The sequence below is a fragment of the Subsaxibacter sp. CAU 1640 genome (genome assembly GCF_023156585.1).
Classification (GTDB): Bacteria; Bacteroidota; Bacteroidia; order Flavobacteriales; family Flavobacteriaceae; genus JBPOFM01.
This window is the reverse complement of the sequence record NZ_JALNMI010000004.1, coordinates 488,020-503,675: the sequence shown is the minus strand read 5'-3', so window position 1 is coordinate 503,675 and position 15,656 is coordinate 488,020. Positions and strand designations below refer to the sequence as shown.

Below are 15,656 nucleotides of genomic sequence, written 5' to 3'. Positions count from 1 at the left end.
CGAAAGAACAAGTGTCAATGTTGCCGGCGGCATCCGTTGAGGTATATGTCACCGTTGTGGTACCTAGAGCAAATGTATCGCCAGGACTGTGAGAACTTGTCAGTGTCTGTGAGCAGTTGTCCGAGGCCGTTGGAGCTGTCCAGCTGACTGCTGCGGAGCAGTTGCCCGCGTCGTTCGCCACGGTGATGTTTGCAGGGCAACCGGAAATGACCGGGTTTTCGTTGTCGCTGACGGTGATGTCAAAAGAACAGGTATCAAGGTTGCCGGCGGCATCCGTTGAGGTATATGTCACCGTTGTGGTACCTAGAGCAAATGTATCGCCAGGACTGTAAGAACTTGTCAGTGTCTGTGAGCAGTTGTCCGAGGCCGTTGGCGGTGTCCAGCTGACTGCTGCGGAGCAGTTGCCCGCGTCGTTCGCCACGGAGATGTTGGCGGGGCAGCCGGAAATGACCGGGTTTTCGTTGTCGCTGACGGTGATGTCAAAAGAACAGGTATCAATGTTTCCAGCGGCATCCGTTGAGGTATATGTCACTGTTGTAGTACCTAGAGCAAATGTATCGCCAGGGCTGTGCGAACTAGTGAGGGTCTGTGAGCAGTTGTCCGCAGCGGTTGGGGGAGTCCAGGTGACGGTCGCGGAACAGTTGCCTGCGTCGTTCGTCACGGAGATGTTGGCGGGGCAGCCAGAAATGACAGGATTGGTAGTGTCAGCAATAATGGAAAATGTTGCCTTATAATTATTAGCACTATTGTTAGCATAATGTGTTCCCGAACCCACGGAATAGGTAAAATCAGCCTGAGTGAAGACCTCCAGATAATAGGTTCCAGCAGAAAGACCATTTAAAACATTAATGCCTGCAGCGTTAGTTTCCCAAATTTGATTAATGCCTGGTGTGCAAATTGTTGAAGAACCATCATCTGTTGTATAAAAGATTTCGGAGGAGCTTGAAAATGACGGAGGTGTATCGGTTGTTAAATATATCCTGTATTGGAAATAACCATTAATTATATCATCCGAACCGCATTTGTAGATTTTATTTTGTGCTCCATTGAGAAGTAGAGATCCTGTACAGTCGAATGAACCCAAATTTGAGCCTTCAAAATCTGCATTTGCTGTGTTGGCTTGTAAATCGTAATAAACATTTCCATTCCCGTTAATGTTCAAAATAGCATAACTTTCATATATGCCGGATTGTGCTTGCAATTGTATCGCAAAGAGAAGAATAAAAGCCGATTGAATCAGTAGGTTATTGTAATTTTGCTTCATTGTCGTCAATTTTTATTCAAATTATTTCTATATAATTTGCTATTAACTATTAATGAGGGAATTATGAGGGGATAGACAAAACTACAATTGTGATTTCCAAATGAATAAATTAATCGCTTAAGTGCAATTAAATTCTTTAAATATTGAAATTCAATAATTTAATGCATAAAAAACCGATGAAATGCATATATGAAGAAATGGTCTTAAAAAATTAGAAATTTTAAGACTTAATTGAATTTTATGTATAAATGATAATTGACAATTAGCTCCAAAAGAGATAATTAGAGTACAAATAATAAACAATATTAAGTAACTTAAGCTAGAATGTCAATTATTGAGCATTCCAACGGTTACTACTGTCCTAAAACCAGAATGATCAGAAGCTGAATCTACACTCGTACCCATACGTGCTGATATTCTAAAACTTGCACAATAAGAGGCATTGCACAAAAACGAACCTCCTTTCATCACATATTCTTTTTGATAGGGATTATTAGGGGAATAGGGTATACTGGCACCGGATGGATTCATTATCGGCATGGAGGTGTTTAACTCCTTATAATAATTGACATTGAACCTATCGTTGGTAAGTTCCCAAACGTTGCCCATCATATCATAAATACCAATGGAGTTTGGGAGGTAGGATTTAACAGGAGCAATCAATTCAAAGCCATCTTTTGATTCATTTTTGATAGGGAAAACCCCTTGCCAAGTATTGGCGTTTTCATTCAGTAAGTCTGGATTGTTTCCCCATGTATAAATTGCGTCCGTAAAAATGCCTTGGGCAGCAGATTCCCATTGCGCTTCAGTAGGCAAAAGTCTATGGGCCCATTGACAGTATGCCACTGCATCTTCATGCGTAATATGCACTACAGGATAGTTGTCCTTATCAATGATGTCGCTACCAGGACCTTGAGGATGCTTCCAGTTGGCGCCTACTTTCCAAGTCCACCATTGAGAATAGTTTCCCATTGTGGCCACCTTCTTTACATTTTTATTGAATATCAAACTTCCTGGCTGCAAGACAGAGTCGTGTGGTTTTGGTGTTCCTTCCGGCAACTCTTTTTTCATTATTTCCCAATCAATAGGGCGCTCCGCCACGGTGACATAACCTGTGGCATCTATAAAAGATTTGAATTGCTTATTGGTAACTTCCGTGATATCCATAAAAAAGCCGTCAACTGTCACCTCGTGAGCAGGCATCTCTCTATGCATTGCGTATTCATCACCAGTTTTCGCTCCTTGAGTAAAAGTTTTCCCTGCTACCCATACCATACCTTCTGGGGTTGTAATGTCCGAAGGTTTTTCTATCAAAACGGTAGAGGTCTTCATACCAGCATGTTTTTCTGGGGCAGGCAACTTTTTGTCAGATTTACAGCTACTAGAAATAAGGAGAAGAGCTCCAATGGAAATTATAGGTATAAGATTCTTCATTAGAAAATGATAACTGTATAAATTGCAAAATCTGTGACTAATTTAGTCAAATGAATGAAGAAAGCATAAAAAAACGGTTTAGAGTGAACTAAACCGTTCGTTCTGAAACAGATTTCAATTTGTAGCGAGAACGAGATTTGAACTCGTGACCTCCGGGTTATGAATTTAGGACGGCAGATATCATTAACTAATTAATGCGTTTAAAATCAATTAATTATGTGCTTTTTAATTTTGTATGATATCAAATTATATCAATTAATGGCATAAAATGTTTTAGCTATGTTTTAGCAAAAAATTGTATCTTTATATATAATATATTTTTATGTCGTCAATATCTCCTTTTTTGGTCAAAAGGCCAAATGCCAATAATTTACATCCTATAAGCATCAGAATTATTAAGGATAGAAAACCGTCATATATTTATTTGGGACAAGCTATTAAAATGAATCAATGGGATTCAAAAAATTGTTGCGTTAAAAGTTCACATCCTGATTATTTAGAAATAAATCAGCTTATCATAATGAAGCTATCAAAAATAAATAAGAGACTCCTCAATGCTGAAATTGATGATGAACGCATGACATCCATAAGCATAAAGGAACAAGTCACTTCTGAAGATGATAATGAGTTCTTTACTGTTGCAAAGATTTTTCTTGCGCAAATCAAGGATAGAAAACAATTCCATCAACATGATATTCAAGAAAAGCGAATAGAAATATTTAAAAACTTTCTAAAAAGGGAATCTTTTTATGTCAATGAATTGAATGTTGAAATTTTAAGAAAGTTTGAAAGTTTTTTGAGAAATAAAAGAAAAATTGCAGATAGAACCATAGCAAATTATATGATTACTTTAAGGACAATATGTAATTTGGCAAAATCCAAATCCTTAAGCAATGTTCAATCGTATCCCTTTGGAAAAGGAAAATATCAAATAAAATTTCCTGAAACAAAAAAAATTGGTCTGAACATGGATGAAATAAAAATCCTTGAATCCATTGAAAATCTCACGGAAGCACAACAATACGCGTTGAATGTTTGGCTAATAAGTTTTTATTTCGCTGGTATTAGGGTAGGAGATTTGTTGATGTTGAAATGGAAAGATTTTTTAGATGGTAGACTGCATTATAGAATGGGAAAAAATAATAAGCTGGTATCTCTGAAAATCCCAGAAAAAGCTTTGGTTATTCTGGAAAATTTAGACAAGGATGAAAATTCTATGTTTGTATTTAAAGAACTTGAAGGAGTCAACATCAACGACAAGAGATTGTTAAAAACTCGAATAAAGACAGCAACTCGAAATTTTAATAGAAGACTTGAAATTATAGCAGCCAAAGCTGGAATTGATAAGAAAATAAGTATGCATATTGCACGCCATTCTTTTGGTAATATATCCGGAGATAAAATTCCGATTCAGTTGTTGCAGAAATTATATAGACATTCCTCCGTTACTACTACAATTCTTTACCAGTCCAATTTTATTCAGAAAGATACTGATGACGCTTTAGACAAGGTTACAAACTTTTGAACTTGGTTTGTAAAATCTTCATGATGGGAAAAATTATCAAATAGCAAATCATATCGGATTCTTCTTTAAAAAATCTTTAGATTCTCTGTATACATTTGTTACAATATAAGTCCTGTTAGGGAAGGAATGTTTTGTTTTTAAAGAATTACCGTCCTTCCCTTGTCAGGCACAATGAAGTTATTTATAACTATCTTTAAATTAAATAAATACACTATCCAAAGTTGGGACGATTAATAATTTTACTTTTCATATTACTTTTAGGCTTCAATCTTGTAGCACAAAATTCAGTAAGTCTTGATTATTTTATAAATCAAGCAAAAGTAAACGTCCCGACTTTAAAGGAAAATAATAATCTTTTAAAAGTCGGAGAACTTCAAAACAGCATCATTACAGCCCAAAACAATGCATTTTTGGTCAATGCAACTTCGGAAGTTTTGGTCGCACCTTATTTTAATAACAACGGAAAACCTATAGATATAACTACAACCCCTTCAAATTCTGCGTTTGGGTATGATGTGGGCATTACAAATGGTGGCTTGTATTCTGCACAAATTAATGTGACCAAAAACCTGTTCAATCAGGCCATTACCGATAATATATTGTTTCAAAATAAAATCCTGAATAATTCCATCTCGCTTTCTTCTGAAGAAATCTCACATAATCTTGTGAAGAATATTGCAGATGCCTATATAATGGCATACCAATTACAATTACAGGAGGGTTTTACAAAGCAAATTCTTAAAGACCTCGAAAATCGATTGCAGGTTGTTGAATTGTTGGTGAAGCGCGCTGTTTTAATGGAAAGCGATTATTTGTTGTTGCAATTGGATATTGACGGAAAGAAATTGGAATTACAACAAATACAAAACAACCTCAAGGTAGCCATCAATCAATTATATACTTTAAGCGGCATTCCAGCTGGAACTATTGCCCAATTGGAGCGGCCTCAAATTGTTGACACTCAAAATCCTTCGCAGTTTTTCTATGAGAAAAAATTTGAGAATGACAGTCTTCAAATCGTTGCCAATCAGCAGGTTTTTGAAAATCAATATAAACCGCAACTTTCAGCTTATGCCAATACAGGCTTGAATGCTGTGGAAATTCCCAACATTTATCACAAATTTGGAGCGAGTGCGGGACTGCGATTGACCATTCCGATTTATGATGGGAAACAGCGTAAGTACAATGCACAACAAAGTGTCTTGAAAGAAGAAAATTTAGAGTTTTATAGAGAAAATTCCAAAGTACAGATGGATAATAACCTCAAAAGCATTGCACAACAAATTGAGGCGTTGGAAACCTCAATGCAATTGCTGGACAAACAATTGAAAAAACAAGAAAATATTTTGGAAATCTATAAAGGGAAATTGGTTCAAGGCCAAGTTTCTATTGTGGATTACTTAAACGTCATTCAAAATTACAAACTCAATGCCTATACGCGACTTCAAATGCAGACCAACTATTGGTTATTGCAGAGCCAATATAACTTTATAAACTGGTAATAAAATATGAAAAACCAATACTTCAAATATATAATCACTTTATTGATTGTTATCAGTTTTTCCGCCTGTAAAAAAAAGACGGATACGGTTTCAGAAAAAAAAGCGCCAATCAGCGTTACCACAGTTGCTGTCCAACAAAATGATATGAAGGAATACCTTACTTTCAATGGTGTTACGCAGTATCAAAAAAAAGAAAATATACGCTCAAATGTTACTGGTTATATTTCTTGGATGAAATTTAAAATTGGCGATAACATTAGAAGTGGACAAACCTTTGCATCTGTCAGGACCAAAGAACAGGATGCCCTAAAAGAAGCAGTCAAAATAGACAGTTCACTGTCAAAGTTTGTGAGCCCAATTACCATTAGAAGTAATGCCACGGGCGTTTTTACGGTTCTAAATGTGACCGCGAATGATTATGTGGCTGAAGGTGATGTCTTGGCCACTGTGGTACAACCTAAATCGTTAGTGATACAGGTGAATGTGCCTTACGAATATGAAGATGCTATCCAAATAGGTACATCCTGTGAAATTATTTTGCAAAATGGCGAAGTGCTTAATACACAGGTTACTGGTACACTTCCCACCATTGACCCAGTGGCACAATCGCAGGTATTTTTGATTGCCCTGCCAGACGCCAACCTTCCTGAAAACTTGAATGTTCAGGTAAGAACTATTTACAAACAAGATACAAGCGCAATGACAATTCCCAAAACTGCCTTACAGACCAATGAATTGTTATCAGAATTTTGGGTAATGAAAGTGGTAAACGATTCCCTTGCCATAAAGCAAACCGTAATGCCATCACTTAAAAATGATTCTCTTGTTCAAGTGAAATCCGATGGCCTAAAAATTAATGACTTGGTCATTTCCGAAGGTGCATATCAAATGCAGGATTCAACCATTGTAAGCACGAAGAAACAATGAAAAGACTGCATTCCAATTATAAATTTCCGTTGCTTGCCATAGGTGTTCTCATACTTATTGGAGGTGTCCTTTCCTATCAGAATTTAAAGACAGGCTTATTTCCAGATATTACGTTCCCAAAAATCAAGGTCATTGCAGATGCAGGTCAGCAACCTGTGGACAAAATGATGACCACTGTAACCATTCCTTTGGAAAATATCATTCGCAGAACGGAAGGCTTGCAATATATCCGCAGCACAACTTCTCGTGGCAGTTGCGAGATTTCGGTTTTTCTGGATTGGAATATGGATATCAATACGGCAAAAGCCCAAATAGAATCCTTTATCAACCAATCACAGGGAAGTATTCTGCCCAATACCGTGTTTTCCGTAGAAAAGATGAATCCTTCCATTTTGCCTGTTATGGGCTATTCCTTGGAAGGCGAAGGTCTATCACAAGTAGATTTAAAGAAAATTGCAAAATATCAAGTCAAACCATTTTTGGCCGCAACCCCAGGGGTTTCAGATATTGCCGTAATCGGTGGAAAGGATAAGGAATTTCAGGTGATTTTAAAACCCGATATTATCAAATCCCTTGGGATTTCCATTTCAACCATTCAAAATGCTGTGGTCAATTCCAATTTATTGCAGTCCAACGGGTATATCACAGATTACAATAGAATGTATTTGACCCTTACCGATAATGCTGTGGATGACATTGACGATTTACAAAATCTGGTCATTATCAATAGCGCGAACCGATTGATTCGGTTGAAAGACGTGGCTGATATTCAAGTGAAGGAAGTAAAGGAATATGTAAAAATCCTTGCCAATGGAAAGAACGTCCCGATTATCGCGGTCGTAAAGCAACCCACTGCCAATCTTATCGACGTGAATAGGACGATAGAGCAAAAGGTTGCAGAACTCTCAAAGATGCTTCCCAAAGGTGTCGAATTAAAACCCTATTACAAACAAGCAGATTTTGTAAACACAAGTATCGCAAGTATTAAGGACGTGCTTTGGTTTGGCTTGGTATTGGCGCTTTTGGTGGTCATTTTATTTTTACGTTCATTCTCGGTAAGTATGGTCGTATTATTTACCATTCCTGTGTCCTTATCGTTAACGCTGATTGTTCTTGATGCCATTGGCTATACGTTTAATATTATGACCTTGGGTGCAGTTGCAGCGGCCATTGGTTTGATGATAGATGATGTGGTCATCATTATAGAGCAAATTCATAAGATAAGGGAAGAACACCCCGAACAACCAATGCCTTGGGTTGCCCACGAGGCCATAACACACTTATTGCCAGCAATGATAGGTTCATCGTTGAGCACCTTGGTCATTTTTATTCCTTTTGTAATGATGACAGGTGTTGCAGGCGCTTATTTTCAGGTAATGGCGTTCAGTATGATTATCGCATTGTCCGCTTCTTTCTTGGTCACTTGGTTGATAGTTCCCGTACTGTCAATCATTTTTACAAGAAATAAATCGGTAAAACGTAAACACGAACCAAAAACAAAATGGATTCACAGCGTACTTGGTAAACCCATTATCGGGATTGTTTTTTTATTGGTTTGTGTTGCTATTTTAATTGTGGTTCCTTCCAAATTACCTTCAGGATTTTTGCCTGAAATGGATGAAGGCGGCATCGTTCTGGACTATAACAGCCCATCAGGAACAACATTAGAAGAAACCGATAGGATGTTGCAAATCGTAAATGGTGTTTTGGATACGCAACCTGAAGTTGAAGCCTATTCAGCACGATTGGGAACACAGATGGGATTCTTTATTACCGAACCCAACCGAGGCGATTATTTGATAAAACTGAAAGACAAACGAAATAAATCTACAACCGAGGTTTCGGATGAAATACGAAAGCGCATTGAAGAAAAACTACCCCAATTGACCATTGATTTTGGACAAGTAATTGGAGATATGTTGGGTGATTTGATGAGTTCCGTTCAGCCTATAGAAATCAAGGTTTTTGGAAACGACATCAACAAATTAGAAGAATTGTCTAAAACAATTGCTGCAGAAGTTGCAACCGTACAGGGCACAGCGGACGTTAACGATGGAATTATTGTGGCAGGACCAAGTTTATCCATTATACCGAATGTGCCCGTACTGGCACAATTGGGAATGACCGTTGCGGATTTTCAATTGCAGTTACAAACGCAAATTGAAGGGACAGTAGTCAGTTCCATGATTGACAAAGAACAAATAGTCGATATACGTCTTATTTATCCTGATGCCCTCAAAACGTCTGTTTCAGATATTAGAAATACCGATATTTTATTGCCAAATGGTTCGAGCGTACCAATTAATAAAGTAGCAACTATTGAAATGGGCAAAGGCGTCGCTGAAATAAATAGAGAAAATCAGAAATCTATGGGTGTGATTACGGCACGACTCAACAATCGTGATTTAGGCTCAACCTTAAAAGATATTCAAAGCCATTTGGGTAAAAACCTGTCGTTACCAGCTGGTTATTCCATTGAATATGGAGGAGCGTATAAAGACCAACAGAAAGCTTTTAAAGAATTGATGATGATTTTAATTTCGGCGATACTGCTGGTATTTATCGTGATATTGTTCCTCTTCAGAAAGATTAAAATTGCCTTGGCAATAATTGTGATTGCTGTTTTGGGGGTTGCTGGAAGTTTGTTGAGTTTATACCTAACCGGAACGCCCTTGAATGTTGGAAGCTACACTGGAATCATTATGATTGTCGGTATTATTGGTGAAAACTCGATTTTCACGTACAGACAGTATCAGGAAAGTGATGCATCCCTCACGCACATTCAAAAAATTGAATATTCCATTGCGGCACGATTGCGACCAAAATTGATGACGGCATTTGCAGCCATAATGGCATTGACACCTTTAGCTTTGGGTATTGGAGCAGGAGCACAATTGCACCAACCGTTGGCAATTGCTGTCATTGGTGGATTGGTGTTTGCATTGCCATTATTGCTGATTGTTTTGCCGACAATATTGAAGATAATAAAAGCATGATTTTATTCTGAAATTTTGAGGAATTGTTCGGGGTATCCAATTTCTACATGTTCGGGTCTCCTTGGAAAACTTTTAATATATTCAAAATAAGAACGCTAAAAACAACCCAAATAAAACCAGCAATGAGGCCACCAACAATATCCGAAGGAAAATGTACGCCAAGATAAATTCGGCTGATACCTATACTCAAAATGAGCAGGACAAATAATGTAATAACACCAGCTTTTATAATTTTGTTTATTTTGAAGGTGTATAATAAGTAGATTAAAAATCCATAAAATGCCATTGCGGTCATTGTATGGCCGCTAGGATAGCTCAACGATTCAACCGTTACCAAATGCTTAATGTCGGGTCTTGCCCTGTGGGTAATTTGTTTCAGTATAATATTTGAAACCGAGGACAGCAACAATACTGTGGTTAGTTGGACGACGTTTTTCCAATTTTTGAAAATCAGGTAAAACATAATGGCGCATACAATCAATACGATGACATAGCCATACCAATCACCAAAGTTGGTAACGAATGTAAAATACCTGGTGAGGGCAGGTGTTCTGTACGAAATGATATAATCACTAATCCGAAGGTCAAGGTTGGAAAATAATTTGGTTTTCAGACTTTCTGTAAGTTCGGTAAAAAGTTTGATGCTGCCCAAAACAATGATGGATGCAACTCCTATGATAATGACATACGGCAACTTTTCGTTGTCTTTTCCCAATTTGTGGGATAAAAAGGTTTTACATTTATTAATAATAATTTTAAGTTCGTGTTGCATTTTTAATGGAAACTAACAGATATATTTGGAAAAGTTAACAAGGTATGTCTTAATTCTAAAGACAATTTAAACCCGTCTTGGTTTTGGCGTTTTCTGCTTTAATATTTCTTTAGAATCTATGACGACATTTACGGTATCAAAACCTAAAAAATGAAATTTTTAATAGCCGAGGACGAAATCGATTTACAACAATCCATCGTTACCTATTTACAGCGTGACGGCCACGTTTGTGAAGTGGCATCGGATTTTCTCGAAGCTTCCCATAAAATCCATATGTATGATTATGATGTCATCATTTTGGATATTAACCTAAATACTGGAAGCGGAATAGATATTTTAAGAATATTGCGTAAAGAGAAAAAACGGTCTGGTGTCATCATTATCTCGGCAAACAATTCACTCAATGATAAATTGGAAGGGCTTGACCTTGGAGCAGATGATTATATTACAAAACCCTTCCATCTTGCGGAACTCAATTCAAGGATAACGGCTGTTTTACGACGCGGTAAATTTGGTGGAGACGAGATGATTGAATTCAACGAAATTAGAATCGATACTAAATCCAGAACTGCTTACATCGATGGAAAGTCAATGTCCTTGACTAAAAAGGAATATGATTTGCTGGTATTTTTTATATCCAATAAAGGTCGTGTACTTTCCAAGGAAATCATCGCAGAACATCTTTGGGGCGACGATAGCGATTTGTTGGATAATTTTGATTTTATTTACGTGCACATCAATAATTTGAGAAAAAAATTGACAGCGGAAGGAGCAAAATATATCAAGACGGCTTATGGGAGTGGCTATAAATTCATAGAAGATTAGTAGGTGGAAAAGAAAACAAAACTCATACGAAAAACCTCTAAAACCTTTCTGTTGACCGGTTTGGTTTTGGCAATATTGAGCAGTATAGCTTTATACTTTTATACAAAGAATCTGTTGCAAAAGGAGGTAGAGGAAGAATTGTATTCAACTGAAGCACGAGTAGAGGCTTCTTTAAATTTAAATAAACAAGTGTTTTCATTGCCACCAGTCGCAGAGGTTAAGACGGTTGAGGATTTAAAGCCAACAGTCCTAAAGGACACTGTCATCTACGACCCCTCACAGGATGAAATGGAGCTTTTTCGTGAACTTTCTACTTATAAAAATATAAACAATGTGTATTACCACATAACCGTCAGGACTTTGGTGGTAGAATCGGAAGACATTTTGTTGGCCATCGTTTTCTCAAACATAGCCATCTTTGTGATTGCTTTTATCTTTCTCTTCTATTTCAATACTGCAAGAAACCTACAGCTATGGAAGCCATTTTTTGACAATCTGGAGCAGATGAAAACGTTTTCCCTTGCATCAGAGGAACCCATTGATTTGGCAGATAGCGATATATTGGAATTCTCGGAGCTCAAAACCCAAATCTTACTTTTGACGAACAAAGTAAGGACAGATTACCAAAACTTGAAACAGTTTACGGAAAATGTGTCGCACGAAATTCAAACACCGCTTGCAATTATCCAAGCAAAAATTGACAATATCATTAATGAACACGCCATAAATGATAAACAGTTCGAACAGATTACTTCTATCCAACAAGATATTCAGCGACTTAAACAACTTAATAAAAGGATAACCACACTAACTAAAATCGATAATAATCAATTTGTCAATGTTGAAGAAGTCAATATCACTAACCTTATCAATGAAAAGATTGAAGGTTTCAAGGAGTTGGAAATTAGGCATATTTTGCATACTTCCAATGCCCAATTAGTGACAATGATGGACCCGTTTCTTACTGACATACTGATTAACAATCTCATTTCCAATGCCATCAAATACACGAAGAACAACGAGAACATTGAGATTGTAACCACATCAAACGTTCTTACTGTTACAAATAGCGGTGAGCATCCGCTCGACAACCCAGAAAAAATCTTCCTTCGCTTATATCGGGAAGGCAATAATGCACAATCATCAGGACTTGGTCTTGCCATTGTCAAAAAAATCTGTGAGTTTTATGGATTTACGCCAACCTACCGTTTTCAACCTTCCATAATCAATGGACAGGGTGCGCACATATTTCAGATAGATTTTAACAAATAACTTCTTTGCATTTTAACTCAATTTGGAGTTTTACTTTAATTTCCCTTTAGATTTCAACCCTACTTTTGTATTTTAAAAATTGAAACCTAATGATAAAGCAAACGCTTACAATACTTTTACTATTAACTTCAATCCTGGTAAATGCACAAGAAACAATTACCATTACGGGTCAAATCATAGACCAAGAAACTCAAGAAGCCATACCATTTGTGAGTGTATCTGTAAATGATGAAGCCACAAATGCCATAGTTACTGGAACAATAAGCGATGATAACGGTCGATTTGAAATCAAGGATTTAAAAACAGGAAAGTATATCGTTAATATTACCTATTTAGGTTATGAAACCGTACAGCGGAAAATTGCTTCTGGCGGACTCAATCCCATTTTCGATTTAGGAAAAATAGAACTAAAACCTTCTGCCGCAGCATTAGATGAAGTTACCATTGAAGCAAAACGGGCAACCGTGAATTCGGCACTTGATAAAAAATCCTTTAGTCTCGCTGATAATGTGGCGCAATCTGGCGGTTCTGTGGTGGATGCTATGAAAACAATGCCAGGTGTTGCTTTTGACCAGGAAGGAAAAGTAGTGTTGCGTGGCAGTGATAAAGTCGTGGTTTTGATAGATGGCAAACAATCGAGCCTTACAGGTTTTGGCAATCAAAAAGGTTTAAGCAATATTCCTGCCTCTAATATTGAACGTATTGAAATCATCAACAATCCATCTGCAAAATACGATGCCAACGGTTTTGCTGGTATTGTAAATATCGTTTATAAAAAGGAAAAACAAACAGGCTTAAATGGAGACGTGGGACTTTCTTTTGGATTGGGAGCATTATCTAAACGAAAAGAAGATACACCAACAGATTATGGCAGTTTTTCTGTAAATCCCAAATTGATTCCAAGCTTGAATCTCAATTACAGAACGGATAATTTGAATTATTTTTTGCAATCGGAATTCATCATTCAAGAAGCGTTGCCAAATAATGAATTTACCACGAGAAATTACGATGATGGTCGTAATATCATTTCGCAAGTTCCGGAAAACAGAAGACAGTTTCGTTCCATAATTACAGGGGGAGTAGATTGGGAATTGAGCGATAACGATGCCATCACACTTTCTGGAATGTTTGACAGAGAAAAACATATTGATACCTCGCAAGTTGCTTTTATCAATTTAGATAATAACGTTCGTAACCGTCTATACACTTGGAAAGAAGAAGAAATTACCAGTTTTATAAATGTGGCTGCAAATTACAAACATAGTTTTCCGCAAGCGGGACATTCTTTGTCTGCAAACGTTCAATATACACGAGGGTTGGAAGATGAAAGCTATTTTTTAAATGATAGTTCTGCGGTTCGCATTGGTAGGGATATGACCAATATTAGAGCTATTGAACATACTACAAGCTTGTCAACAGATTATGCACGTGCATTGAGCAGTGGTAAAATTGAAGCTGGAGCAAAAGTGAGATTCAGGAATTTGCCTGTGGACTATACGATTAATCGAGGAAACGAATCTATAATTTATCCTAATTTGGGCGATTTTTCAACATGGAAAGAAAACCTATACGCGTTCTACGGAAACTATCTGTTGGAAAAAGAACGTTTTGATGTAGAAGCAGGTTTACGTGCAGAACAAACAGATGTGTCTTATGTACTGGACCCGCAAAATGCCTACTATCCAAGTAATGATAAATATGATTATTTTGAATTGTTTCCAAGTGTACGGTTTTCCTATAAATTGAATGATAAAAATAAACTATCTGTATTTTATAATCGAAGAATAGATAGACCTGGCGAACCTGAATTGCGTATTTTTCCAAAGTATGATGACCCAGAATTATTAAAGGTAGGAAACCCGTATTTACGTCCGCAAACTACAAATAGTTTTGAATTGGCGCATCGCTACAATTGGAGTTCTGGTTCGTTGTTTTCAGCAGTATATCATCGTGAAATTAACGATGCCTATTTGCGCATATTTAGTGTCGACAATAGCAATCCACAATATGATATTGTAAATAGAATATACTCTAATGTAGACAGTAGTACCAATTCAGGAATAGAAATTTTGTTTAGTCAGGATATTAGCAGCTTTTGGAAGCTAACTGCAAGTGCAAACCTATATATCAACCATATTGATGCTTATCAAGGCACATTATTGTTCCCAACAGAACGTACATTTAATATTGAAACTTCAAATGATGAGGCTGGAGACTTTAAAATTTCAAACAGCTTCAATTTGCCCAAGGAATTAGAGTTGCAGCTGACAGGTTTGTGGTATAGTCCTCGAAATATTCCACAAGGCGAAGAGCTCGCACGTTCTTCAATAGATTTAGGGCTGAAAAAATCTATTTGGGATAAGAAAGGAGAAATTACATTGTCTGCAAGTGATTTATTCAACAACTTCGGGTTAAGACAACGCATAAAAGGAGAGGGTTTTACAGCACTTTACGAGAACTATTACGAAACCCAAATTATAAGATTGGGAATGAAATATAAGTTTTAAGTCTTAAGATTCTCTTAAACTAATCTTTAGATTTCAGCACTATTTTTATGTCATAATCCATAAAACCATAGACAATGAAAAAAATTACACTATTAACATTGACAGGCATACTGTTAAGTTTTATTGCCTGTGACAAAGACAATTCTGCACCTCAAAAAGTGAAAGATGCATTTGCTCAAAAATTCCCAAATGCAACAAATGTGGAATGGGAGAAGGAATCTGATGCCGAATGGGAAGCAGAATTTAAGCTTAACGGAAAAGAACACTCTTCAAACTTTATGGACGATGGCACTTGGGTGGAAACCGAATATGAAGTATCTGAAGCTGATGTTCCACAGGTGGTTCTCGAAGCACTTAAATCAAATTTTGAGGGTTACGACATTGAAGAAATGGAATATTCTGAAACTGCCGATGGAAAAGTCTATGAATTTGGTATTGAAAAAGGCGGCATTGAAATGGAAGTTGCGATAGATGCCTATGGCAACATTGTAAAAAAGGAGCAAAAGAAAGATGAAGATGATGAAGATAGTGAAGTTGACAATGATTAATAGCAAATTGATTCCCTTATAATTCACTATTTAATTTGGGCGTATCTTGTATGGGATACGCCCTTTTTTATTATAATGTTAAAT

At 36.9% G+C, this 15,656-nt stretch carries 11 protein-coding genes; 8 read left to right on the top strand and 3 right to left on the bottom strand.

What is annotated here, in order from left to right; genetic code table 11:
- Both M0G43_RS12270 and M0G43_RS12265 read right to left on the bottom strand, forming a co-directional pair.
- The coding region (locus M0G43_RS12270; protein ID WP_248026847.1) for an HYR domain-containing protein at positions 1-1,264 on the bottom strand (1,264 nt) is incomplete at its 3' end.
- Between the two features lie 327 nt (positions 1,265-1,591).
- The gene (locus M0G43_RS12265) at positions 1,592-2,698 is read right to left on the bottom strand and encodes a formylglycine-generating enzyme family protein (RefSeq protein ID WP_248026845.1); all 1,107 of its coding nucleotides are present in this window, start codon (positions 2,696-2,698) and stop codon (positions 1,592-1,594) included.
- 322 nt (positions 2,699-3,020) lie between these two features.
- On the opposite strand from M0G43_RS12265, the gene M0G43_RS12260 reads away from it, so the two are divergent.
- The 4 genes from M0G43_RS12260 (at position 3,021) to M0G43_RS12245 (ending at position 9,648) form a co-directional block, all read left to right on the top strand.
- On the top strand, positions 3,021-4,223 hold the full coding sequence (locus M0G43_RS12260) for a site-specific integrase (protein ID WP_248026844.1): 1,203 nt from the start codon (positions 3,021-3,023) through the stop codon (positions 4,221-4,223).
- A gap of 221 nt (positions 4,224-4,444) precedes the next feature.
- Positions 4,445-5,725, top strand: coding sequence for a TolC family protein (locus tag M0G43_RS12255; RefSeq protein ID WP_248026843.1), 1,281 nt, complete (start codon positions 4,445-4,447; stop codon positions 5,723-5,725).
- Positions 5,726-5,731: 6 nt separating this feature from the next.
- The gene (locus tag M0G43_RS12250) at positions 5,732-6,652 is read left to right on the top strand and encodes an efflux RND transporter periplasmic adaptor subunit (protein WP_248026842.1); all 921 of its coding nucleotides are present in this window, start codon (positions 5,732-5,734) and stop codon (positions 6,650-6,652) included.
- Positions 6,649-9,648 (top strand): efflux RND transporter permease subunit, encoded by a 3,000-nt coding sequence (locus M0G43_RS12245; RefSeq protein WP_248026841.1) that lies wholly within the window; start codon positions 6,649-6,651, stop codon positions 9,646-9,648. The genes M0G43_RS12250 and M0G43_RS12245 overlap by 4 nt, the downstream gene beginning before the upstream one ends.
- A gap of 43 nt (positions 9,649-9,691) precedes the next feature.
- Here the strand turns inward: M0G43_RS12245 and M0G43_RS12240 are convergent, their stop codons facing one another.
- Positions 9,692-10,363 carry a phosphatase PAP2 family protein gene (locus M0G43_RS12240; RefSeq protein WP_248026840.1) on the bottom strand — a complete coding sequence of 224 codons (672 nt, stop codon included), beginning with the start codon at positions 10,361-10,363 and terminating at the stop codon, positions 9,692-9,694.
- Positions 10,364-10,570: 207 nt separating this feature from the next.
- Between M0G43_RS12240 and M0G43_RS12235 the strand changes: the two genes are divergently transcribed.
- From M0G43_RS12235 to M0G43_RS12220, 4 genes are all read left to right on the top strand, one after another.
- Entirely contained in the window at positions 10,571-11,245 is a 675-nt protein-coding gene (locus M0G43_RS12235) for a response regulator transcription factor (protein ID WP_248026839.1), read from the top strand.
- Positions 11,246-11,248: 3 nt separating this feature from the next.
- Positions 11,249-12,517: a sensor histidine kinase gene (locus M0G43_RS12230; RefSeq protein WP_248026838.1), complete on the top strand. Its 1,269-nt coding sequence runs from the start codon at positions 11,249-11,251 to the stop codon at positions 12,515-12,517.
- 89 nt (positions 12,518-12,606) lie between these two features.
- Positions 12,607-15,024 (top strand): TonB-dependent receptor domain-containing protein, encoded by a 2,418-nt coding sequence (locus M0G43_RS12225; RefSeq protein ID WP_248026836.1) that lies wholly within the window; start codon positions 12,607-12,609, stop codon positions 15,022-15,024.
- Positions 15,025-15,098: 74 nt separating this feature from the next.
- The gene (locus M0G43_RS12220; protein ID WP_248026834.1) at positions 15,099-15,572 is read left to right on the top strand and encodes a PepSY-like domain-containing protein; all 474 of its coding nucleotides are present in this window, start codon (positions 15,099-15,101) and stop codon (positions 15,570-15,572) included.
- Positions 15,573-15,656 lie beyond the last annotated feature (84 nt).

Bases quoted from the DNA above. Each gene is read 5' to 3' on its own strand.
- M0G43_RS12245 (WP_248026841.1), top strand. From the start codon at position 6,649: ATGAAAAGACTGCATTCCAATTATAAATTTCCGTTGCTTGCCATAGGT.
- M0G43_RS12250 (WP_248026842.1), top strand. From the start codon at position 5,732: ATGAAAAACCAATACTTCAAATATATAATCACTTTATTGATTGTTATC.
- M0G43_RS12260 (WP_248026844.1), top strand. From the start codon at position 3,021: ATGTCGTCAATATCTCCTTTTTTGGTCAAAAGGCCAAATGCCAATAAT.
- M0G43_RS12265 (WP_248026845.1), bottom strand. From the start codon at position 2,698: ATGAAGAATCTTATACCTATAATTTCCATTGGAGCTCTTCTCCTTATT.
- M0G43_RS12225 (WP_248026836.1), top strand. From the start codon at position 12,607: ATGATAAAGCAAACGCTTACAATACTTTTACTATTAACTTCAATCCTG.
- M0G43_RS12235 (WP_248026839.1), top strand. From the start codon at position 10,571: ATGAAATTTTTAATAGCCGAGGACGAAATCGATTTACAACAATCCATC.
- M0G43_RS12220 (WP_248026834.1), top strand. From the start codon at position 15,099: ATGAAAAAAATTACACTATTAACATTGACAGGCATACTGTTAAGTTTT.